This is a genomic window from Promicromonospora sp. NFX87, assembly GCF_048564965.1.
In the GTDB taxonomy this organism is placed as follows: domain Bacteria; phylum Actinomycetota; class Actinomycetes; order Actinomycetales; family Cellulomonadaceae; genus Promicromonospora.
Window position 1 is genome coordinate 4,057,327 of the sequence record NZ_CP183413.1, and the last position, 21,994, is coordinate 4,079,320.

Annotated in this window: 22 protein-coding genes; 8 read left to right on the top strand and 14 right to left on the bottom strand. The window is 73.0% G+C overall.

The window, feature by feature from the left end:
- The first annotated feature begins 56 nt into the window (after nucleotides 1–56).
- The 7 genes from ACNYC2_RS18255 to ACNYC2_RS18285 all read left to right on the top strand — a co-directional run bounded on the left by ACNYC2_RS18255 (nucleotide 57) and on the right by ACNYC2_RS18285 (nucleotide 5,792).
- Complete coding sequence (locus tag ACNYC2_RS18255) at nucleotides 57–1,526, top strand: NAD-dependent succinate-semialdehyde dehydrogenase (RefSeq protein ID WP_419703156.1); 1,470 nt, start codon at nucleotides 57–59, stop codon at nucleotides 1,524–1,526.
- Nucleotides 1,527–1,625: 99 nt separating this feature from the next.
- On the top strand, nucleotides 1,626–2,387 hold the full coding sequence (locus ACNYC2_RS18260) for an AzlC family ABC transporter permease (RefSeq protein WP_419703157.1): 762 nt from the start codon (nucleotides 1,626–1,628) through the stop codon (nucleotides 2,385–2,387).
- On the top strand, nucleotides 2,384–2,704 hold the full coding sequence (locus ACNYC2_RS18265; RefSeq protein ID WP_419703158.1) for an AzlD domain-containing protein: 321 nt from the start codon (nucleotides 2,384–2,386) through the stop codon (nucleotides 2,702–2,704). Before ACNYC2_RS18260 ends, ACNYC2_RS18265 begins: the two co-directional genes overlap by 4 nt.
- A gap of 100 nt (nucleotides 2,705–2,804) precedes the next feature.
- Nucleotides 2,805–3,308 carry a GNAT family N-acetyltransferase gene (locus ACNYC2_RS18270; protein ID WP_377136928.1) on the top strand — a complete coding sequence of 168 codons (504 nt, stop codon included), beginning with the start codon at nucleotides 2,805–2,807 and terminating at the stop codon, nucleotides 3,306–3,308.
- A 147-nt stretch (nucleotides 3,309–3,455) separates the two neighbouring features.
- On the top strand, nucleotides 3,456–3,950 hold the full coding sequence (locus ACNYC2_RS18275; protein WP_419703159.1) for a hypothetical protein: 495 nt from the start codon (nucleotides 3,456–3,458) through the stop codon (nucleotides 3,948–3,950).
- Nucleotides 3,947–4,450 carry a GNAT family N-acetyltransferase gene (locus ACNYC2_RS18280; RefSeq protein WP_419703160.1) on the top strand — a complete coding sequence of 168 codons (504 nt, stop codon included), beginning with the start codon at nucleotides 3,947–3,949 and terminating at the stop codon, nucleotides 4,448–4,450. The genes ACNYC2_RS18275 and ACNYC2_RS18280 overlap by 4 nt, the downstream gene beginning before the upstream one ends.
- Nucleotides 4,451–4,493: 43 nt before the next feature.
- Nucleotides 4,494–5,792, top strand: a complete 1,299-nt coding sequence (locus ACNYC2_RS18285; protein ID WP_419703161.1) for an MFS transporter — start codon at nucleotides 4,494–4,496, stop codon at nucleotides 5,790–5,792.
- On the opposite strand, the gene ACNYC2_RS18290 is transcribed toward ACNYC2_RS18285, so the two are convergent.
- The 5 genes from ACNYC2_RS18290 to ACNYC2_RS18310 form a co-directional block, all read right to left on the bottom strand.
- The gene (locus tag ACNYC2_RS18290) at nucleotides 5,678–7,153 is read right to left on the bottom strand and encodes an MFS transporter (protein ID WP_419703162.1); all 1,476 of its coding nucleotides are present in this window, start codon (nucleotides 7,151–7,153) and stop codon (nucleotides 5,678–5,680) included. The two genes, ACNYC2_RS18285 and ACNYC2_RS18290, sit on opposite strands and share 115 nt — an antisense overlap.
- A gap of 176 nt (nucleotides 7,154–7,329) precedes the next feature.
- A complete protein-coding gene (locus ACNYC2_RS18295; RefSeq protein ID WP_419703163.1) occupies nucleotides 7,330–7,686 on the bottom strand; it encodes a PRC-barrel domain containing protein in 357 nt (118 codons plus the stop codon).
- A 19-nt stretch (nucleotides 7,687–7,705) separates the two neighbouring features.
- On the bottom strand, nucleotides 7,706–8,152 hold the full coding sequence (locus tag ACNYC2_RS18300; protein WP_419703164.1) for a hypothetical protein: 447 nt from the start codon (nucleotides 8,150–8,152) through the stop codon (nucleotides 7,706–7,708).
- Entirely contained in the window at nucleotides 8,149–9,378 is a 1,230-nt protein-coding gene (locus ACNYC2_RS18305) for an NRAMP family divalent metal transporter (protein WP_419703165.1), read from the bottom strand. The genes ACNYC2_RS18300 and ACNYC2_RS18305 overlap by 4 nt, the downstream gene beginning before the upstream one ends.
- The gene (locus tag ACNYC2_RS18310; protein WP_419703166.1) at nucleotides 9,375–9,890 is read right to left on the bottom strand and encodes a hypothetical protein; all 516 of its coding nucleotides are present in this window, start codon (nucleotides 9,888–9,890) and stop codon (nucleotides 9,375–9,377) included. The genes ACNYC2_RS18305 and ACNYC2_RS18310 overlap by 4 nt, the downstream gene beginning before the upstream one ends.
- 133 nt (nucleotides 9,891–10,023) lie before the next feature.
- Here ACNYC2_RS18310 and ACNYC2_RS18315 point away from each other — a divergent pair, with 133 nt between their 5' ends.
- Nucleotides 10,024–10,986: a TIGR03557 family F420-dependent LLM class oxidoreductase gene (locus tag ACNYC2_RS18315; RefSeq protein WP_419703167.1), complete on the top strand. Its 963-nt coding sequence runs from the start codon at nucleotides 10,024–10,026 to the stop codon at nucleotides 10,984–10,986.
- Nucleotides 10,987–11,009: 23 nt separating this feature from the next.
- On the opposite strand, the gene ACNYC2_RS18320 is transcribed toward ACNYC2_RS18315, so the two are convergent.
- The 9 genes from ACNYC2_RS18320 to ACNYC2_RS18360 form a co-directional block, all read right to left on the bottom strand.
- A complete protein-coding gene (locus tag ACNYC2_RS18320; protein ID WP_419703168.1) occupies nucleotides 11,010–11,510 on the bottom strand; it encodes a hypothetical protein in 501 nt (166 codons plus the stop codon).
- Nucleotides 11,507–12,280, bottom strand: coding sequence for a 4-hydroxy-tetrahydrodipicolinate reductase (gene dapB / locus ACNYC2_RS18325; protein WP_419703169.1), 774 nt, complete (start codon nucleotides 12,278–12,280; stop codon nucleotides 11,507–11,509). Before dapB ends, ACNYC2_RS18320 begins: the two co-directional genes overlap by 4 nt.
- Before the next feature lie 88 nt (nucleotides 12,281–12,368).
- Complete coding sequence (locus tag ACNYC2_RS18330) at nucleotides 12,369–13,697, bottom strand: M16 family metallopeptidase (RefSeq protein ID WP_419703170.1); 1,329 nt, start codon at nucleotides 13,695–13,697, stop codon at nucleotides 12,369–12,371.
- Between the two features lies 1 nt (nucleotide 13,698).
- Nucleotides 13,699–15,945 carry a polyribonucleotide nucleotidyltransferase gene (locus tag ACNYC2_RS18335; protein WP_419703171.1) on the bottom strand — a complete coding sequence of 749 codons (2,247 nt, stop codon included), beginning with the start codon at nucleotides 15,943–15,945 and terminating at the stop codon, nucleotides 13,699–13,701.
- 218 nt (nucleotides 15,946–16,163) lie between these two features.
- Nucleotides 16,164–16,433 (bottom strand): 30S ribosomal protein S15, encoded by a 270-nt coding sequence (gene rpsO / locus ACNYC2_RS18340; protein WP_116674526.1) that lies wholly within the window; start codon nucleotides 16,431–16,433, stop codon nucleotides 16,164–16,166.
- Between the two features lie 250 nt (nucleotides 16,434–16,683).
- Nucleotides 16,684–18,573, bottom strand: a complete 1,890-nt coding sequence (locus ACNYC2_RS18345) for a peroxidase family protein (RefSeq protein WP_419703172.1) — start codon at nucleotides 18,571–18,573, stop codon at nucleotides 16,684–16,686.
- Between the two features lie 85 nt (nucleotides 18,574–18,658).
- Nucleotides 18,659–20,200 (bottom strand): DUF6297 family protein, encoded by a 1,542-nt coding sequence (locus tag ACNYC2_RS18350; RefSeq protein ID WP_419703173.1) that lies wholly within the window; start codon nucleotides 20,198–20,200, stop codon nucleotides 18,659–18,661.
- Nucleotides 20,197–20,877, bottom strand: a complete 681-nt coding sequence (locus tag ACNYC2_RS18355; protein ID WP_419703174.1) for an ABC transporter ATP-binding protein — start codon at nucleotides 20,875–20,877, stop codon at nucleotides 20,197–20,199. The genes ACNYC2_RS18350 and ACNYC2_RS18355 overlap by 4 nt, the downstream gene beginning before the upstream one ends.
- Before the next feature lie 39 nt (nucleotides 20,878–20,916).
- On the bottom strand, nucleotides 20,917–21,939 hold the full coding sequence (locus tag ACNYC2_RS18360; protein ID WP_419703175.1) for a bifunctional riboflavin kinase/FAD synthetase: 1,023 nt from the start codon (nucleotides 21,937–21,939) through the stop codon (nucleotides 20,917–20,919).
- Between the last annotated feature and the right edge of the window lie 55 nt (nucleotides 21,940–21,994).

The following is a 21,994-nucleotide window of genomic DNA, read 5'->3' on the forward strand; positions in this document are numbered from 1 at the left end:
AGACCATACCCGGCACTACCCCGGGCGAGCGCCGCGCCGGCGTGGATACTCGGAATATGGCGACGACGCTCTCCCCCGCACTCGTGGCGCACCTGCCCACCGGCATCCTCGTCGACGGGCACTGGGGCTCCGCCGCGGGCGGCGCCACGTTCGAGGTCACCGACCCGGCGACCGCGGAGCCCATCTTCGACGTCTCCGACGCCACACCCGCCGACGCCGTACGAGCCCTCGACGCCGCGCACTCCGCCGCTCCCGCCTGGCGGGCGGTGCCGCCCCGCGAGCGCTCCGAGCTGCTGCGCGCCGTCTTCGCCCGCCTCGTGGCCCGTGCGGACGACATCGCCGCGCTCATCACCGCCGAGGCCGGCAAGCCGCTCGCCGAGGCGCGCGCCGAGGTCGTCTACGGCGCCGAGTTCCTGCGCTGGTTCGCCGAGCAGGCGGTGCGCGCCGACGGTCTGGTGCGCACGGCGCCGTCGGGCAGCAACAAGCAGTACGTGAGCCGACGGCCCGTAGGGCCGTCCCTGCTGATCACGCCCTGGAACTTCCCCATCGCCATGGCGACCCGCAAGATCGCCCCGGCGCTCGCCGCCGGGTGCACGGTGGTGATCAAGCCGGCCTCGCTGACGCCGATGACCACGCTGCTGGTCGCCGAGATCATCCGCTCCGAGGCGGAGGCGCGCGGGCTGCCCACCGGCATCGTCAACGTCGTCCCGACCTCGCGGTCGGGGCCGGTCACCGAGCCGCTGTTCGACGATCCCCGCCTGCGCAAGGTCTCCTTCACCGGGTCGACCCGCGTGGGCCAGGCGCTGCTCGCCCAGGCCTCGAAGAACGTCCTGCGCACGTCGATGGAGCTCGGCGGCAACGCGCCCTTCGTCGTCTTCGAGGACGGCGACCTCGACGCCGCCGTCCAGGGCGCGCTGATCGCGAAGCTGCGCAACTCCGGCCAGTCCTGCGTCGCCGCCAACCGCTTCCTCGTGCACGTCGCCGTCGCGCGCGCGTTCGGCGAGAAGCTCGCCGCGTCGATGGGTGCGAAGGTCACCGGACCGGGCAACCAGCCGGGCACCGAGGTCGGCCCGCTCATCGACGAGGCGGCGGTGGACAAGGTCTCCGGCCTGGTGGACGACGCCGTCGCGCACGGCTCGCAGGTGCTCACCGGCGGCTCGCGGCTCGACGGGCCGGGCCACTTCTTCGAGCCGACGGTGCTCGCCGGGGTCGACGCCGACGCGCGGGTCGTGACCGAGGAGATCTTCGGCCCTGTCGCACCGATAGTGGCCTTCGGGTCCGACGACGAGGCGTTCGAGCTGGCCAACGGCACCCCGTACGGCCTGGCCGCCTACGCGTACACGACGTCGCTCGCCCGGGCCCAGCGCGCCATGGACGAGATCGAGGCGGGCATGATCGGCATCAACCGCGGCCTGGTGTCCGACGCGAGTGCACCGTTCGGCGGCGTCAAGGCCTCCGGCCTGGGCCGCGAGGGCGGCGAGGCGGGCATGGAGGAGTACCAGGAGACGGTGTACGTGGCTCTGTAGATCCTCCGGTAGACCCGTCCGGACAGACCCGTCCGGACAGACCCGTCCGGCGGGCGGGCGGCGCGCCGAGCGTGCCCGACGACGACGTAGCCTCGCTGCGTGAACGTCCTCCCCAGTCATCCGGCGGCCCGCGCCGCCGTCCGCCAGGGCGTGAGCGTCTCGGTGGCGACAGGCCTGTACGGCATCTCCTTCGGCGCCCTGTCGGTCGCCGCCGGGGTCGGCCTCGGCCCGACCATGGCCCTGAGCCTGCTCATGTTCTCCGGCGGCTCCCAGTTCGCCCTGATCGGCGTCATCGGCGCGGCCGGCACCCCCGTCGCGGCGGTCGCCACCGCGGCCCTGCTCGGCCTGCGCAACACCCTGTACGGCGCGGTGGTCTCGCCGCTGCTCCAGGTGCGCGGCTGGCGCCGGCTCGCCGCCGCCCACGTCACCATCGACGAGTCGACGGCGGTCGCCGTCGCCCAGCCCGACCCCGCGGCCTCCCGGATCGGGTTCTGGGTCACCGGTGTCGGCGTCTTCGTGCTCTGGAACGTGTTCGTGCTCCTCGGCGCGCTCGCCGGCGACGCGCTCGGCGACCCGCGCGCCTGGGGCCTCGACGCGGCGGCCGCCGCCGCGTTCCTGGCCCTGGTGTGGCCGCGGCTCGCACCGCGCCGTGCCCAGCTCGTCGCGGGGCTCGCCGTCGTGGCCACCGCGGCGCTCATCCCCTTCGTCCCGCCGGGCATCCCGGTGCTCGCCGCGGCGGCGGTCGCGATCGTCGTGGGCCTGGTCGCGCCGTCCGGCCCCGGTGCCACCGCTGCCGGGCAGCCCGAGAACCAGACCGACACCAAGACCGATTCCAAGACCGAACGAGAGCCTGCCCGATGACCACCACCGTCCTGTGGGCCACCGTGCTGGTGGCGTCCCTGGCCTGCTTCGCCCTCAAGCTGGGCGGGCACCTGATCCCGAGCGGCTGGCTGGCCTCCGAGCGCGTCCAGCGGGTCACCGCGCTCGTCACGGTCGCGCTGCTCGTCTCCCTCGTGGTGGTCCAGGGGTTCGCCGACGGCCGCACCCTGACCGTGGACGCGCGCGTGCCGGCACTCGCCGTCGCGGCGCTCGCGCTCGCCCTGCGGGCCCCGTTCATCCTGGTCGTCGTGCTGGCTGCGGGCACGGCCGCGGGCCTCCGCGCCCTCGGCTGGGGCTGAGCCCTTCCGGATGACCATGCACCTGCTGCCAGGATCGAGCCCTGCCTGGCAGCAGGCGCATGGTCATCCGGACGACCCGCTCGGCGGCTAGGGTGGTGCGGTGGCACTGTTTCGCGAGACCGCCGACGTATCCGTCCGCCCAGCGATCGCCGGCGACGAGGCCGCCGTGACCGACGTGCAGGTCGCCGCGTGGCGCGCCACCGGCGTGCTCGGCGAGGGGGTCATCGACGCGCTCGACGTGCCCGCCATGCGGGAGCGCTGGTCGTCGGCCATCACCTCGCCGCCCGGCCCCGGCTTCGCGGTGTTCGTCGCGCTCGCGGGGCCCGACGTCGTGGGGTTCGCCGCCGTCTCCCCCGGTCAGGTGTTGTCGCTCGAGGTGCTGCCCGAGGCGCAGCGCGCGGGGCACGGGTCCCGCCTGCTCGCGGCCGCCGTGGACCGGCTCCGTTCCGACGGCTCGGAGACCGTGACGACCTGGACCCTGGCGGACGACACCGCGCGCGCCGCCTTCCTGGAGTCCAGCGGGCTCGGCGAGGACGGCCGCAGCCGCACCCTCGCGACCGGGGTCCGCGAGGTCGTCGAGCACCGCTGGTCCGCCGCGATCTGACGGCTGCGCCGTCCGGGCCCGGCGCCGAGCTCGCGGCGTGCCCACCGACCTGCCCACCGACCTGCCCACCGACCTGCTCACCGAGCGAATCGCAGGTTTCACGCCCGCGTGACAGTCCCGTGACACGGCCTTGCGACCATCAGCCTCATGGGGATACGCACGGAGTACTTCGCCGCACCTACCGATGAGGTGGCAGCGACGGCGCTCCGCACACCGGGCGGTCCGGCCGACCCGGACCAGCGCACCGACCTGCCGCGCTTCGACGCCGTCGCGGTGCCCTCGATGGACCCGTTCGTGATGCTCGGCGGGCTCGCCGGTGCGCTGTCCGGACGCCCGTACGGCGAGGTCACCGCGCATCCGCGGCACGGGACGCTGGTCTGCAGCGGAGGCGACGAGGGGCCGTGGATCGTCACCGTCTCGCAGACGCTCGCCGACGACCTCGCGTCCGCCGCACCAGCACGCCTCGCCCGGGTGGCCCGTGAGTGGCACGCCACCGCTACGCCCGCCGTCCCGCCGCGCGAGCTCGCCGCGGCGCTGCTGCCGCTCGCGGCGCTCGCCGCACGCGCGGCCGACCAGGGGTACGGGCTCTACTGCTGGACGAGCCTCACAGATGACGAGCGCCGAATGACAAGCAGAGAATGACGAGCATCGTCCGTACCTCCGGCCGGGACTGTCCTCCGGAGCTCGGGCTCGGCGCCCTCCTGACCGCGTACCACCTGCGGACCGAGGAGGAGAAGGGCACCGCCGTCACGCACGTGGACGCGCTGCCCGCCCGTTACCGGGCGGAGATCAGCGACCCCCGGTCGGCCTTCGCGGACGACGTCGTCCTGGTCGCGCACCACGAGGACCGGTCGGCGGGCTGCCTGGTCGTCACCGCGCCGGTGGCGGGCCGGTCGGAGATCAAACGGCTCTGGACGGTCCCGGAGCTCCGCGGCCACGGCGTCGCCTCGGCACTGGTCGGCGCCGCGCTGAGCCACGCGGCCGCCGTCGGCGTCGGTACCGTCGCGCTCTCCGTCTGGAGCTGGCGCACGGGCGCGCTGGCCCTCTACGAGAAGCTCGGCTTCGCCGTCGTCGACTCGTGGGACGAACGGGACGACCTGGTCTGCATGGAGCGTGCCGTCCTGCGGGCGAGCACCGGCTGAAAGCAGCGTGACCGGAGGGCCGTGGAGGTGCTTCACTAACCCGGTGATCCGCACCCCCAACCCGCTCTGGCGGACTTTTGTCGAGCTCCGTGGCAACCCTCGCGCCTGCGTGTGGACCGAGCCCCTGTGGGGTCTGTCCATGGCCCTCGTGCTGCCGTACGCGTCGGTGTTCATGCTGGCACTGGGCCTGCACGACCAGCAGATCGGGTTCCTGGCGACCGTCGCGATGCTCTCCCAGGTCGCCTTCGGGCTGGCCGGCGGGATCATCACCGACCGGCTGGGCCGGCGCGCCACGACCGCGTGGTTCGACGTGATCGCCTGGGTGATCCCGTGCCTGCTGTGGGCGTTCGCGGAGAACTTCTGGTTCTTCCTCGCGGCGTCGCTCGTGAACGGCGCCCTACAGGTCACGCAGAACTCGTGGGACTGCCTCATGGTCGAGGACGCCGAGCGGAGCCAGATCACCCGGATCTACTCGCTGGTCAAGGTGGCGGCCGACTGCTCGGCCCTGTTCGCGCCGCTGGCCGCCATCCTGGTCGCGCAGCTCGGGCTCGAACCCGCCGTGCGCATCCTGTACATCAACGCGGCGGTCGTGATGACCGTGAAGATCGTCTGGCTCTACCTCTGGTCGAGGGAGACCAGGCAGGGGCGCGTCCGCATGGCCGCCACCCGCGGGCACAGCGTGTGGCGCATGCTGGCCGGTTACCGCGGCGCGCTCGGCCTGCTGCTGCGCTCGCGCGGTTCGCTCCTCGCGCTGGCCGTGGCCGCGCTGACAGCCGCGGTCACACTCGTCAACGCCACGTTCTGGCAGGTGGTGGCCAGCCAGCACCTGCACGTGCCGGACGCGCTGCTGCCCTTCTTCCCGATGGTCCGCTCGATCCTCTCGGTGGTCTTCTTCTTCACGCTGATCCCGCTCCTGACCACCGCCGTCGACCTCAGGCGCGCCACGTTGTGGGGGTTCGGGGTCCACCTCGCCGGACAGGTCGTGCTGGTGGCGATCCCGGCGTCCGCCGGTGGCGCGACGCCGGCGACGTACGCGTTCCTCGGCCTGTGCCTGCTGCTGGACAGCTTCGGCGCGGGCATGCTGTACATGCTCTCGGAGTCGCTCGTGGCGCTGCACGTGGACCAGGCCGAACGCTCACGCGTGATGGCGCTCCAGCGCACGTGCATCATGCTCGCCGCGGCGCCGTTCGGCTGGATCTCCGGCTGGCTCTCCGGGATCGACCGCACCTATCCGTTCATGCTCACGGCGGCCCTGCTCGTCGTGGGGCTCGTGCTGGTGATGGTGCGCTGGGTACCGACCCACCCGGACGCGGAGACCAGCCTGGCGCCCGACCCCGCCTGAACCACGGCCCGGAGCGCGCCCGCCGCGATGGCGACCAGGACCACCGCGCCGCCCACGACCAGCGCGGCCCGCACGCCCAGGAGCTCCATCATCAGGCCGAGCAGCGGCGGCCCCGCCAGGCCCCAGGCAGTGCTCGCGCTGCGCCACACGCCCAGGACGCGGCCGCGCATCGCGGCGGGCGGGTCGGTCTGCAGCACGGTCGCGCCCGCGGTGTCGGAGAGCGACTCCACGACGGACATCGGCGCCACGACCACGAGGAGTAGGGCGAACGTGGGCGACAGCCCGGCGAAGACCTGGAGCAGCGCCCCGGCCGCCGCGAGCAGCGCCACGATCCCCACGGTCGGCCTGCGCAGCCTGCCCGCGAGGAACGCGCCCACGATGCCGCCGGCGGCCAGGACCGCGGCGACCGTCGCGAAGTCCTGCGTGGTCCCGGCGAGCGCACCCGTGACGAGCACGGCGAGGGTCAGCGAGTAGTTGCGCCCGAAGACGGCACTCACCGCCGTCACCGCCAGGAGGGCGACGAGCCGGGGGCGGCCGAGGAAGTACCTGATGCCGTCCAGCGAACCGGCCCGCCGCCGGATACGGACGGTGGGCCCGAGGGGTTCGACGTTCTCGGTCGGCACGGGCGGGAGCGCCGCCGGGACGAGCTCCGTCGTCTCGAGCGCCGGCACCGCACCCTCCGCCAGGACCTCCACGAGCGGACGCCGGTACAGCCGCAGGAACGGCACGAGGGCGGCGACCGCCAGGAACGAGAGCCCGTTGACCAGGTACGCGGAGGCGGGACCCGTCAGCGCGACGAGGCCGCCGGCGATGCCCACACCGGCCAGCCGACCCACGCTGTGCGTCACCGAGCCCAGCCCGATGGCGGAGGGCACGTCGTCGGACGGCACCAGGTCGTTGCCCAGCAGGGAGGTCGCGGGGCCGTCGACCGCTGCCACCAGGCCGGTCACCGCCGACAGGACGAGCAGGAGCGGCAGGTTGAGCGCGTCGAGGCCGACCAACAGGGCGGTGGCGAGGGCGATCCCGCCCAGCACCGCCTGGCTCACCGCGACCACCACCTTGCGGGGCCACCGGTCGACGATCGCGCCGCCGGCGACACCGAAGAGCAGGCCGGGCGCGGCCTGGACGGCCAGCGAGAGCCCTGTCGCGGCCGGGGAGCCGGTGATCTGCAGGACGAGGAGGTTCTGGACGGTCATCTGCATCCACGTCCCGGCGCTGGAGACGAGGTTGGCGCCGGTCCACCAGCGCATCGCGGGATGGCGCAGTGCGCGCCACGGGGAACTGTCGGGGGCAGGGTTCGGAGATACGGAGGTCACGCGTGGCGCGCGCGGGCGCACGCCAAAGAAGGCAGGGAAAAACACGGGAGCTTTCGGTAGAGGAGACGCCGCACAGCGGGCACCGCTGTTCGCAGCGGCAACAATTCAAACAACCGGTTCCCGGTGCGCTCTACCCCCGGGGCCCCTTCGTGATCAAGGTCGCAGGTGACCGCCGTCTCTGCTGCTCACGTCCCGTGCGGGCGGCCACCGGCCGCCCGCCCTCAGAGGCCCGGCTCGTAGCGCCGGTAGCCGGCGCGGAGCGTGACCGCCCTGCTGGCCGGGTCCGTGTCGTCCTGCGAGGCCGGCACCCGGGCGACGTCCGGCCAGTGCACGAGGAACGTGCCCCGGTGCAGCCACCGCAGCAGCGGGGCGACGGGCCAGGGGCTCCGCACTTCCGACCGCTCGAAACCCAGGAACGACGTGCGGGTGCGCGGCGAGACCACGAGCCCGTGCAGCCGTGCGCCGGCGAGGTAGGTGCTGGGCGACCCGTCCAGCACGAAACGCAGGTCGACGACCCAGCCGACGTGCGCGCCGGCGTCGTCGAGCACCCGGACGTCGAGCAGGTCCGACGCGATCACCGTTGCCTCCTCGTGCCGATCATCCCGAGCTCTCCGGGTCGTGCGTGCCGCCGGGGATCCGGCCGATGACGTGGTCGCGCGTCCAGCGCTCCAGCCAGGTCGCGTCGAGGTCGGCCCCGTGGACACCGAGGCGCAGGGCGGTACCGACGTCCAGCACGTGCCGCCATGGCAGGCGGTACCAGCGCGAGGAAGGCGGGCGACCGCCGAAGATCCGCGTACCGAGCACGGGGCCGGTGAGCAGCGCGGCGATCACGACGGGCACGCTGCCGTCGATCCGCCCGTCCTCGGCGTACTCGCCGTCGGCCACCTCCAGCTCGACGTCGTCGAGGGTGCACACCGGCACCTCGTCGACGTCGAGCACCTGACGGTCCAGCAGGTGCAGCCGCGCGTCCAGGATCCGTCCGGGCTGCCGGGGCTCGAGCTCCCGGGCCAGGTCGCGCGGGCCGGTTCGTCCGCGTCGTGTCATCCGCCCGCCTCCGTCGCGATCATCAGGGGTATCGCGGCCAGGGCGGCCACGACGAGGATGACGAGGTACACCGTGCCCAGCACGTTCATCGCGCGTCCGTTGACGTGCTCGCCCATGTACTCGGGGTCGTTCGCGACGACCAGGATCGGCAGGTACGTCAGGGGCAGGGCCACCGCGGAGAAGACCACCGAGTACTCCGTGACGGCGATCGGGTCGACGTTCGTCATCAGGACGCCGACCGCGACCACCAGCGCCAGGATCATCGCCAGGTGGAAGCGCGGCGCCCGGGCCGGCCGCCGGAACTTGCCCCACGACCAGCCCAGGTACTGCGAGAGCGTGTAGCCGGTGGACAGCGCCGTCTCCAGCGCCGCGCCGAACGTCGCGGCCACCAGCCCGACGATCACTACCGCGACCAGCAGAGTCCCGCCCGCCTCCGCGACCGGCAGGGTGAGCTGGGACATCGAGTCGACCCGAATCCCCTCCGGCAGCAACACGATCGCGGCACACGCCGCTATCGCGATCGACAGCAGCCCGCCGAGCGGGAACCCCACCATCACGTTGAGGCGCGACGTCGCGAGGTCCTGCGGGGTCCAGCGGTCCTCGACACCGCCGGACGAGAAGAAGAAGACCTCGTAGGGCGTCATCGCCGCGCCGAACAGCGCGACGGCGAAGTACCAGTACACGGCGGCGCTCTCCTGCACCGGCACCTGCTGGAGCAGCTGCGCGCCGAGGTCGCCCCAGTCGGGGCCGAGCAGGAACACGGCCACCGCGAACCCGACGAGCGCCAGGCCCAGCAGGCCCGTGACGTTCTCCATGATGTTGAACTTCACGCGCCACAGGACGAGCCACACCGCCAGCGCCGCCACGGGGACCCACAGCCGGTGGTCCACGCTGCTCGCGAGCTGCAGGGCGAGCGCGATGCCACCCACCTCCGCGATGAGGGTCAGCACCGTGACGGCGAGGCTCGCCGCCAGGTTCAGCCCGGCGGTCCGCGGGCCGAGGCGCTCGCGGATGATCTCGAACGTCGCCCGGCCGGAGACCGCCGCGACCTTGCCGGACATGTGCGCGAACACGCAGATGCCGAGCACCCCCACCACGACCACCCACGCCAGGGACAGCCCGAACCGCGAGCCGACGACGGCGTTGGTCACCAGGTCCCCCGCGTCGAGGAACCCGCCGATCGCGGTCAGCACGCCGAGGGCGACGGTCAGCAGGCGGCTCCTCATGGCGCCGTCCGCTCGGCCTGTGCCTTGGTCTCGGCCTGCTCGACCGCCCCGCTCGCGTCGTCGAGCCCGCTCGCGGCGGCGTCGAGGGCGCTCAGGACCTCGTCGGCAGACGACGGCGGCTTTCCCAGCCACGTGCGCGCGGCGATGACCGGTCCGACGGCGGCCGACGCGGCGTCGAGCGCCTCGCCCCGTACCTCGTCGGCGTCCTCGGCCGCGATGACGAGCGTCCCGATGCCGTGCACCGCCCCGGTGGCCGTCTCGACGGCGTCCCCGACCGTGGCGTCGGCGGTCACCGCCTGCAGCCGGCCGGCGGCGCGCGCCCGCACGGCCAGCTCCGCCGTGGCGACCGCCGAGCTCGCGTCGTCGAGGTGGTCGGACACGCTGCCGAGGGCGCCCGCGTCGTCCGCCCTGGTGGCCGCGGGCCCGCAGCCGGCGAGCACACCCGTCAGAGCCAGGACCAGCGCCAGCGCGACACTCGGCCGGGACGGCTGGCGGTGCGGACGGTTGGTCACGCTCGAAATGTTTGCGCGGATCACCGGTTCTCGCACGCCGGGTGAGTCGATCGCCGGCCGGCTGAGGGTCCGAGCGGCGAGCAGCAACGACTCCTGCCTATCGTCGGGAGGACGACGCGGGAAGGAGCACACCATGCACATCGGGTACACCCTCATGACCGAGCAGAGCGGACCGCGGGAGCTGCTGCGGTACGCGGTCGCCGCCGAGGATGCGGGCTTCGACTTCGAGCTCTCCAGCGACCATTTCTCCCCCTGGCTCCCCGAGCAGGGACACGCACCCAACGCGTGGGTGCTCCTCGGGGCGGTGGCCCAGGCGACGAGCCGCGTCGAGCTGATGACGTTCGTGACCTGCCCGACCATGCGGTACCACCCGGCGGTGGTGGCGCAGCAGGCGGCGACGCTCCAGCTCCTGGCCGACGGCCGCTTCACCCTCGGGCTGGGCTCGGGCGAGAACCTCAACGAGCACGTGATCGGCGAGGGCTGGCCCGCCATCGCCGTCCGCCAGGACATGCTCGAGGAGGCGACGCACATCATCCGCGAGCTGCTCACGGGCGAGCTGGTCACCTGGGAGGGCGAGTACTTCCGGGTCGACTCGGCGCGCCTCTGGGACGTGCCGGACGCCGGGGTCCAGATCGGCGTCGCCCTCTCGGGCAGGCACGGCGTCGAGCGGTTCGCGCCGCTCGCGGACCACCTGGTCCAGGCGATGCCCGACGCCGACGTGGTCAAGGGCTGGAACGACAGGCACCCCGGCGGGTCCCGGGTGTTCGGGCAGGTGCCGATCTGCTGGGACCCGGACGAGGACAAGGCGATAGAGCGCGCCCACTCGGAGTTCCGCTGGTTCGGCGGCGGCTGGTCGGTGAACGCGGACCTGCCCACGCCGGCGGGGTTCACCGGGGCCTCGCAGTTCGTGCGGCCGGAGGACGTCGCGTCGTCGATCGCCTGCGGGCCGGACCTGGACAAGCTCGCCGAGAGCGCGCGTCCGTTCCTGGACGCCGGGTTCACCGACCTCGCGATAGTGCAGGTGGGCGACCACAACCAGGACCGGTTCCTCGCCGAGGCGGCGGGGCCGCTGGTGGAGCGGCTGCGGGCGCTCTAGCGGGCTGGTCCTGGCTGCGGGCGCTAGTCCTGGGCGGCCCGCGCGGGCTTGGCGCGGTAGAACCCCGCGGCCTTGCGCAGGGCCGCGCGGGCCCGGCTACGGTCGCCCGAGGCGTCGTACGCGAACGCGAGGTGGTACCAGGCGCGCCAGTCCTCCGGCGCGGCCTCGACGGCTGCCCGCCGCGGCTCGAACGCCTCGTCGGCGGCCGCCCGTTCGATGCGCCCCCCGGGTGACCGGGGCAGGTCGTCCACAGGCAGGTCGCCCTCGGCGAACAACGTGTCCGCCATGGTCTGCACCGTCGCCGCGAGCCGGTACTCGCGCACGATCAGCCCGATGACCAGCAGCGGGATGATCAGCACGGCCAGGCCGATGGCGATCAGCACGGGCTCGCCGGCGCGCACCATCGTGATGCCGCGCCCCGCGATCTGCCAGATGTACAGCGCGAGCAGCGCGGTGACGGCCAGCGTGCCGGGCAGCCCCTTGGGCAGCTTGCGGCCCGGGCTGCGGGTCTCCGGGTCGCTCACGACAGGTCCAGCACGTGCTCGAGGCCGACCGTCAGCCCCGGGCGGGACACCACCGAGCGGATCGCGAGCAGCACGCCCGGCATGAACGAGGACCGGTCGAACGAGTCCTGCCGGATGATCAGCTGCTCCCCCTCGTTGCCGAAGAGGATCTCCTCGTGCGCCACGAGTCCCCGCAGCCGCACGGCGTGCACGCGCACCCCGTCGACGTCGGCCCCGCGTGCCTCCCAGCCCGTCTCCGTCGCGTCGGGCGACGGCCCGAGGCCCGCCTCGGCGCGGGCCGTGGCGATCGCCGCGGCCGTGTGCCGGGCCGTGCCGGACGGGGCGTCCACCTTGTTCGGGTGGTGCAGCTCGATGACCTCGGCGGACTCGAAGTAGCGGGCCGCCTTGGCGGCGAACGTCATCGCCAGCACCGCCGACAGCCCGAAGTTCGGGGCGATGAGCACACCGAGCGAACCCGTGCCGCCCGTCCCCCGGGGGGACAGCTCGGCGAGGTGCGCCGCGACGCGGGCGCGCGAGTCGTCGTCCCAGCCGGTGGTGCCGACCACCGCGTGCACACCGGCGTCGAGCACCGCGTGCACGTTGGCCTCGGTCACGGCCGGGACGGTGAAGTCGACGGCGACGTCGGCCCCGCCGAGCGTCTCGCTGGTGATCGTGTCGCTGTTGTCCAGCCGGGCGACCAGCTCGAGGCCGTCCGCTGCCTCGACAGCCGCGCACGTCTGGGTCCCCATACGCCCGGCCGCGCCGAGCACGGCCACCTTGATGTCACTCACGATCTACCACTCCTACTTCGTCGTTGAGTGCTGGATATTCGCCCCTCCAGCGGCTCTGGGAGGGCGAATATCCAGCACTCAACGGAGTTCAGTTGTCGAACGGGCCAACGCGGACTATCGAGCGCGGGCGGGCGGCCAGGTCTTGCGCCAGGTCCTGGACCTCTGTCGCCGTGACCGCCTGGATGCGCTCGAGCGACTCCTCCAGCGACAGCAGGTCGCCGTACACGAGCTCGGCCTTGCCGAGACGGCTCATGCGCGACCCGGAGTCCTCCAGCCCGAGCACGGTACCGCCGGACAGCTGCCCGATCGACCGCTTCAGCTCGGACTCGGTGATCCCGTCGTTCGCGAGCTTCTCCAGCTCCTCGACGAGCAGCTCCGTGACCTGGTCCGCCTTGGCGGCGGCGCAGCCCGCGTACAGGCCGAACGTGCCGAGGCCGCCGTGCGCGGAGGCGAACGAGTACGTCGAGTACGCCAGGCCCCGCTTCTCGCGGATCTCCTGGAACAGCCTGGACGACATGCCGCCGCCCAGCACGGCGTTCAGCACGGACAGCGCGAAGCGCCGGTCGTCCGTCGCCGCGATGCCGGTGGACCCCACGATGATGTTGGCCTGCTCGACCTGACGCTTCACGGTCAGCTCGGCGCCCGCCTCCGGCACGCCCGTGCGGTCCTCGGTCGTGACCCGGCGGTCGCGCGGCGCGACGGCGGCGTCGAGGTCCCACCCGCCGTCGGTCAGCGCCTGGGTGACCTGCTGCACGAGCTTGTCGTGGTCGATGCCGCCCGCGGCCGTGACCACGAGGGTCTCCGGCCGGTAGTTCCAGCGGTAGTGGTCCCAGACGGCGGCGCGCGGGACGGCGTTGATCGTCTCGGGTGTGCCGCCGATTGGGCGGCCCAGCGCGTGGTCGCCCAGGACGACGGCGGAGAACTGCTCGTGCACGACGTCGGTGGGGTCGTCGTCGTTCATCGCGAGCTCTTCGAGGATGACGCCGCGCTCGGTCTCGAGCTCGTCGGCATCTAGGCGCGCGGACGTGACCATGTCGGAGATGACGTCGACCGCCATCGGCAGGTCGGAGTCGAGTACCCGCGCGTAGTAGCAGGTGTGCTCCTTGCCGGTGGCCGCGTTCGCCTCACCGCCGACGGCGTCGAACGCCTCGGCGATGTCCATCGCGGACCGCCGTGCGGTCCCCTTGAAGAGCAGGTGCTCCAGGAAGTGCGTCGAGCCGAAGTGGCCGTCGGTCTCGTCGCGCGAGCCGACGCCGATCCACGCACCCACCGTCGCCGAGCGCTGGCCCGGCATGTGTTCGGTGAGCACACGGACACCGCCGGGCAGGACGGAGCGACGAATCGTCGCCCCGTCCTGCCCGGCGGTCAGCTCGGCACCGGGCTCGCCCGTCGGGACGAGCGGCAGGTGCCACGCCATGTCAGGCGTCCGCGGATGCGGTGGCCTCGGTGGCCGGCTCGACTGCGTCGGCCGGAGCCGACTCGTCCTCGTCGGTCACGGCGACCAGCGACAGCTTGCCACGCGGGTCGATCTCACCGATCTCGACCTGGACCTTCTGGCCGATGGACAGCACGTCGTCGACGTTCTCGACGCGCTTGCCACCCACGAGCTTGCGGATCTGGCTGATGTGCAGCAGACCGTCCTTGCCCGGGGAGAGCGAGATGAAGGCGCCGAACGACGTCGTCTTGACGACGGTTCCGACGAACCGCTCGCCCACCTCGGGGACGTGCGGGTTGGCGATCGCGTTGATCGCCGCGCGGGCGGCCTCGGCCGAAGGGCCGTCGACAGCACCGATGTACACGGTGCCGTCGTCCTCGATGGAGATGTCCGCGCCCGTCTCCTCCTGGATCTGGTTGATCATCTTGCCCTTCGGCCCGATGACCTCGCCGATCTTGTCGACCGGAACCTTCACGGAGATGACGCGCGGGGCGTTCGGGGACATCTCGTCGGGCGTGTCGATCGCCTCGTCGAGCACCTCGAGGATGGTCAGGCGCGCGTCGCGGGCCTGACCGAGCGCAGCGCTCAGCACGGAGGCGGGGATGCCGTCGAGCTTCGTGTCGAGCTGGATGGCCGTGACGAACTCCTTGGTACCGGCGACCTTGAAGTCCATGTCACCGAACGCGTCCTCGGCGCCCAGGATGTCCGTCATCGCGGCGTAGCGGGTCTCGCCGTCCACGGTGTCGGACACGAGGCCCATCGCGATACCGGCGACCGCTGCACGCAGCGGCACACCGGCGTTGAGCAGCGACAGCGTGCTCGCGCACACGGAGCCCATGGAGGTCGAGCCGTTGGAGCCGAGAGCCTCGGACACCTGGCGGATCGCGTACGGGAACTCCTCGCGGCTCGGCAGGACCGGCACCAGGGCACGCTCGGCGAGCGCACCGTGGCCGATCTCGCGGCGCTTCGGGCTGCCCACGCGGCCCGTCTCACCGGTCGAGTACGGCGGGAAGTTGTAGTTGTGCATGTAGCGCTTGCGCGTCTCCGGACCGAGCGAGTCGATCTGCTGCTCCATGCGGAGCATGTTCAGCGTGGTGACACCCAGGATCTGGGTCTCGCCGCGCTCGAAGATCGCCGAGCCGTGCACGCGGGGCAGCACCTCGACCTCGGCCGAGAGGGTGCGGATGTCCGCGAGGCCACGGCCGTCGATGCGGACGCCCTCCGTCAGCACGCGCTGGCGCACGAGCTTCTTCTGCAGCGAGCGGAAGGCAGCCGACAGCTCCTTCTCGCGACCCTCGAACTGCCCGGCCAGCTGCTCCTGCAGCCCGGCCTTGATCTCGTCGAGCTTGTTCTCGCGGTCCTGCTTGTCCGCGATGGTCAGCGCCTCGCGCGTCGGCGCGGAGACGGCGGCCTCGACGGCCGCGAAGGCGTCGTCCTGGTAGTCCGGGAAGAGCTTGAACTCCTGCGTCTCCTTGGCGGACTGCGCGGCGAGCTGGACCTGCGCGTCGCACAGGGCCTTGATGAACGGCTTGGCCGCCTCGATGCCCTCGGCGACGACGGTCTCGTTCGGAGCCGCGACACCCTCGTTCTTGATGAGGTTCCACGCGTTGTCGGTGGCCTCGGCCTCGATCATGGCGATCGCGACGTCGTCACCCACGACACGGCCGGCGACGACCATGTCGAAGACGGCGCGCTCCTTGTCGGAGTACTTGGGGAACGCGACCCACTGGCCGTCGACCAGCGCGATGCGCACCGCGCCGACCGGGCCGTCGAACGGCAGGCCGGAGATCTGGGTCGACGCCGACGCGGCGTTGATCGCCAGGGTGTCGTACGCGTCGTCCGGGTGCAGCGCCATGACCGTGAGGACGATCTGGACCTCGTTGCGCAGACCCTTGACGAACAGGGGGCGCAGCGGGCGGTCGGTCAGGCGGCAGGTCAGGATCGCGTCGGTCGACGGGCGACCCTCGCGACGGAAGAACGAGCCGGGGATGCGCCCTGCGGCGTACATCCGCTCCTCGACGTCCACCGTCAGCGGGAAGAAGTCGAACTGGTCCTTGGGGTGCTTGCCGGCCGTCGTGGTCGACAGCAGCATGGTCTCGCCGTCGAGGTAGGCGGCGACAGCACCGCCGGCCTGCTTGGCGAGGCGCCCGGTCTCGAACCGGACAGTACGGGTGCCGAAGCGACCGTTGTCGATGACGGCCTCGGCGAACTGGATCTCGGGACCCTCCACGGGTGCCCTCCTTCTGTTGGGGTGTTCTCTTGGAACGCCCCCGTGCCCGACGGTCATCGATCGAGGCCTACCGAACCGCCGCTCGCCACGGGCGAGGTGTTCGGGAAGCCACTACCGAGGACCGGACGAGGTCACGGGCGGCGCGTTGTTGTCGTACGACAGCATCTCACCAGACCAGCCCGGCCCCCGCAGCGGGGGCCGGGCTGGTAGGCGTCATATCAGCGGCGCAGGCCGAGCTTGTCGACCAGGGCGCGGTAGCGCTCGATGTCGATCCCCTTGAGGTAACCCTGGAGACGACGGCGCTGGCCCACGAGGAGCAGCAGACCACGACGGCTGTGGTGGTCGTGCTTGTGCTCCTTGAGGTGCTCGGTGAGGTCCTTGATGCGCTGCGTGAGGAGCGCGATCTGCACCTCCGGCGAGCCCGAGTCGCCCGGCTTGGTTCCGAACTCGGAAATGATCTGCTGCTTCGTGGCAGTGTCGAGCGGCATGGCTCTCCTTCAGTGTCGTTGCGCGGTGCTCCGGGACTAGTTCACCGGGGCGCTCTCGATCCGCGGCCGTTCAGACGGCGGTACCACATTACCAGTGCCACGCCTCTCTGCCCGACGGCGGCCGCGGTGCCGCGTATGACGCTCGTCTCTGGTCCGGCCTGGTCAGAGACCCGGCGGTGTGGTCGGTAGTTTGTCAGGTGATCGGCAACCCGAGTTGCCGATCACCTGACGAATTACCGACCACGCCGGCTCACGCGCCGTCGTGGCCCGCGTACGTGCCGTTGACCTTGCGGAAGACCGGGCGGCCCGCCTCGTCCTGGCGGATCGGGAGCACGCCCGCGAACGCCAGCAGGTCCGGGAGCGTCGTGATGAGGCGCCGGTCGTCGAACCGGACGCCGTTCGCCGGCGTCCAGTCGCGGCCGGGACGGCGCATGAACGACTCGTCGTCCAGCCGCAGCAGGTAGAGGAACGTCTCCACGAGGACCCGGCTGCCGACCTCACCCAGGAAGTTGCCGTTGCCCTGGATCTCGGCCTCCTTGAGGACGTAGTACCAGAGCGGCGTGCCGTCCAGGTCGTCGAGCGCGGCCACCAGCTCGGGCGACGCGTTCTGCCGGAGCTGCTGCGGCGTGAGCGGCCGGGCCCCAAGCGCCTCGGCCACCGCCTCGCCCGTCGGGATCGCCAGCATGTACCCGCGCAGCAGGTTGCGCTGCGCGAGGTGCTTCAGCAGCGCCCGCACCGGGCCGGCGGCGGCGTTGCCCTCGTTCAGCAGGTCACCCAGGCCGTCGGCCAGGAACGGGTCGATCTTGCGGGCCTTGCGGAAGGCGGCCGCGTCACCCTTGTCGGTGAACCGCGCCCACTCGATGGGCCAGTTCGACGGGAGCGCGGGCAGCGGGTTCGCGGGGCTCGGCGACAGCCCGCCGTTGCCCGTGAACTGGAAGAGCTGGTCCAGCGTCGCGGGCCCGCCGGGCCCGTTGCGCGTGAAGTTGACGTTGTAGTCGTAGGTGCCGCGCACCATCGAGTGCCCGAACCGGAACGCCGCCACCGCGAACTCCAGCGGCATCGCCACGCGGCGCGCGGGCCGGAACAGCTTCGGCCCCGTCGCGAGCACCGCGTCGAGCACGCCGGGCTTGGTGAGCGTGCGCAGGTAGTCGTGCACGACCAGCCACTGGTAGTGGAACCGGACGAGCTGCTGCGCGCGGTCGAACAGCTCGCGCTGCGTGGTCGCCGACCACGGCTCGTGCCGCGCCACCCAGTCGACGGTGGCGTTGTGGAACCGGATCATCGCGACGTGGAACTGCGCGACGACCAGGTTCTCGTCGTTGCGGCTGTCCGGGATCAGCGGCATGCGCTCGCTGCCCGGCGCGGTGCTGCGCGGCAGGTCGCGCTGCGGGTCGTCGCCGGGCGCCACGAGCGAGAACGGCCCGAGCGGCTCGGTGTCGACCCGACCGAGGCGCAGCTTGGCCGAGTCCGGCACGTACGCCGCCTCGCTGCGCGTGGTGCCGCGGTCCTTCTCGTCCGCGAAGCGCGGGCCGGAGCCGTACAGGCTGTCGAGGTCGAGCAGCGGGACACGCCCGTTGTGGAGGCTGCGCACGACGGTCTTCGGCCGGAACACGCGGAACGGGTCGCTGACGACGTCGCCGAGCGCCTTGTCGCCGCCCGGGCCGGAGCCGTCGTCGGGCCCGTTCGTGTTCAGGGTGATGTCGTGGTCGATGAACTGGCCCCAGTACGTGTAGACGGCGGGGACCGTCGCGTCGAGCGGCCCGGGCGCGGCGGCGGGCTCGATCATGGCGGCCCCGAGCCGCATGAGCGCGTCCCGGGTCTCGTCCAGACGGCCACCACCCACGGGCAGGTGCGCCTCCGGGTAGCTCCCGGCCAGGCCGCTCAGCAGGTAGTCGAACGACGTCGTCGCGTCGAAGCGGTCCTCACGCAGGTCGCGCCGCACGGCCGCCTCCGTGCGCGGCATGAGGGTCGCCGTGCTCTCGTGCGGCTCGGCCGCGTCGTCCGGGTCGGCGGGAACGAACACGCCACCGTGCCCGATCCGCCGCACCGTGCGGCCGGCCGGCGTCTGCGCGAGGTCGACCTCCTCGTGGGGTGCGTGGTTCGGCTCGCCCTGGGGCAGCGCCTCGGTGGTCTGGACCATGGTCTCTCCTTCTCTGGGGGTGAAGGCCTTCACCAACTCAGAGAGCACCGCACCCCGGCCCGTGACCGATTCGGCCAGACCCGAATCAGTCGGTCCGCTTGACGTGCGCCGCCCACAGCACCGCGCCGGCCGCGAACAGCACCTGCACGGCGACCAACGACGGCGCCACGACCCCGGAGACGGCAACCCACGCGAGCGGGAGCGTGCCCAGCACCGCCAGGTCCAGTCCCTTGAACTGGTGCAGCACCAGCCCGGTCGGCACGCCGCCCGCGGGCGTCGCGATCATCGGCACGTCCCACGGCACGGGCCCGCGGTAGGCGGTCCGCACGGCGGCGGCCCCGAGCACCACCGCGGCGGGCACCGCCATCACCAGCCACTGCCCGCCCCCGACCGTCGCGGCGACGGCCAGGAGCACCACTGCCGCCGTCAGCACCGGCCAGACGGCGCGTACCGCGCGCGTGGCGCGGGCACCCAGCGGTACCAGCGAGTCCAGCCGGGGGTTCTCCCCCGCCGCCCGCGGCCCGACGGCGCCCGCGAGCGCCCCCGCGTACCCGACGCACGCGAGGACCGCCCAGAGCCCTATCCCGTCCGTCAGCACGGGCACCTGGACGGCGACGGCCCCGGTGGCGGCGAGCGCGACCAGCCCGGCCAGGGCTGCGGGCGAGCGGACCAGGAGGGTGGCGTCGGCGGCGAGGAGCGCGCCGGCCGGACCGCGGGCCGTGCCGGGCAGCCAGGGCAGCACGCGCGACGCCGTCGGGCCGCCGCTGAGGAGGGCACGGCTCATGCCGCCGCTGTCGAGCGAGAGCAGGGCCGCCGAGGCCTGCATCGCCGCCGACGCGCGGGCGCGCAGCTCGCCGGCGCGGAGCCGGTCGAGGCGGGTGGCCCAGACGGCGAGCGCCGCTCCGCCCACGACGACCGCTGCCGCGAGCACGGGCAACGGGACGGACCAGGCCGCCCACTCGGGCGCCCAGAGCGCCAGGCCGAGCCCGGCGACCGGTACTGCGGCGAGCAGCGGGACGAGCACCCGCCCAGCACGGTCGCCCGACGCCGCCCCGGTCACCTGGAGCGCGCCCGTGCCGGCCACCACGACGAGGCCGAGCGCGCCGCCGAACGCGGCGTCGGCGAGGATCCCGGTGGGGCTCACGCCCACGACGGCCGCCGGTACGCCGCCCGCGACCAGCCCGGCGCCGATCCCGGCGAGCACCGTGCGGACCACCGACGGCGAGGCCAGGCCCGCGCGGTCGGCAGGGGTCGGCACCCACCAGCGCACCCCGGCGGCGGGCAGGCCCGCGGGGCCCACGCGCAGCGCGACCACGGCACCCGCCACGACCGCCAGTGCGAGCACCATCGCCTGGATCAGCCCCGGTCCGAGCCCGAACCGGGTCGCGTCGGAACCGAGCAGCTCCCGCACGGGCGCCCCGAACCCCCACGCGTACAGCGTGACTATCGCGAGGGAGATCACCACCTCGGCGACGTCCATCGCCACCCGGCCCGCCTCGGCGGGCAGGTTGTGCGCCCGCACACGCGCGGTCAGACGGCGCAGCTCGGCGCCGGTGAGCTGTTCCTCCTCGTCCCCGGCCAGCCGGGGCAGCGGGGACGGGACGACGGCGTCCGGCTCGCGGGTCACCGGAAGCCCGCCAGCACGCCCGGCGCGTCGGCGGACGGCAGCAGCACGGCGCCGTCGTCGGACAGGTAGAGGGCGCTCGCGCTGGTCGCGGCGAGCAGGCGGTCGTCGTGCGTGGCGAACAGGACCGCCGTGCCGGCGTCGGCCTCGGCGCGCAGCAGGTCGCCGAGCCGGGCGCGCATGGCGGTGTCGAGGCGCTGCTCCGGCTCGTCCAGCACGAGGAGGTCGCGCGGCCGGACCAGGGCGCTCGCCAGCAGGAAGCGGCGGCGCTGCCCGGACGAGAGCGTGTGCGGCATCGCGCCGCCGTGCCCGCTGATGCCCACGTGGTCGAGCACCTGGTCGGTGACCGCACCGGCGTCCGGCACGCCGTGGCCGCGCGCGGTGAGCACCAGGTGCTCGCGGACGGTCACGCCGGGGAAGAACGCGTCATCGTCCAGCACGCCCGCGACCCGGGTGCGGAACCCTCGCTCGCGCTCGTCGACCACCCGCCCGAACGCGCTGACCGTGCCCGAGAGCGGCTCCTGGAGACCGAGCACCGTGCGCAGCAGCGTGGACTTGCCGGTTCCGTTGGTGCCGATCACGGCGACGACGTCGCCGGGGGCCAGCGTGAGCGAGACCGGCGGGCAGACGGCGTTGCCGCCGTACCCGACGACCAGGTCGGACAGTTCGAGGAGCGTCATGCCCACCTCAACGCGCGAACGTCCGCAAGATCTCCCGGACTACGCGCGCAGGATCTTGCGGGCGCGCGCCACGTCGTCGTTCATCTGGGTGATGAGCGGCTCCATGCCGTCGAAGCGCAGCGTGGGCCGCAGGTGGGCCACGAACTCGAGCACCACCGTCTGGTCGTACAGGTCGAGGTCGGTGCGGTCGAGCACGTAGGCCTCCACCCGGCGCTCCACGCCGTCGAAGGTGGGGTTGGTGCCGACGGAGATCGCGGCCGGGAGAATCGCCTCCTGCCCCATTCCCGTACCGGACACGGCGGCCCGGTCGCCCTCCGGTCCGGCGAGGCTCGCGCAGGTCGCGGCCGTACCGCGGCGCAGCCACCCGGCGTAGACGCCGTCGGCGGGGACCAGCCCGGTGATGTCACCGAGGTTGGCGGTCGGGAAGCCCATCTCGCGGCCGCGCGCGTCGCCGTGCACCACCGTGCCGCGCACGAGGTGCGGGCGGCCGAGCACGTCGGCGGCCTGGTCGACGTCGCCCTCCGCGAGCAGCGCGCGCACCGCCGTCGACGACCAGCGCTGGTGCCCGTCGCCCTCGGGCGGCAGGAAGTCGCCGACGTCGTCGATGGCGACCACCTCGAAGCCGTGCTGCCCGCCGAGCTCGACCATCGTCGCGAGCGTGCCGGCGTTCTGCTTGCCGAAGCGCACGTCGTGGCCCACCACTATCGTGCGCGCGCCCAGCCCCTCCACGAGGTAGCGCGAGACGAACTCCTCGGGGGTCTGCGCCGCGAAGTCCAGCGTGTAGTTCACCAGGAGTGTCGCGTCGAGGCCGGTGCGCTCCATGAGCGCGAGCCGGTCCTCGAGCCCGGTGATCAGCTCCGGAGCCGACTCGGGCCGGTGCACGGCCGAGGGGTGCGGCTCGAACGTCACCGCGACGGCGCTGGCCCCGTCGCTCCGGGCGAGCCGGAGGATGCGGTCGAGCACCGCCTGGTGGCCGCGGTGGACGCCGTCGAAGTTGCCGATCGTCACCACAGATGGCCCGAATCCCGGGGGAACCTGTTCCAGGTCCGTCCACAGCTGCACGCGGGTTGCTCCTCATGAATCGGGTGGCGCGGGTGCGGCCGTCGCACACGCGACT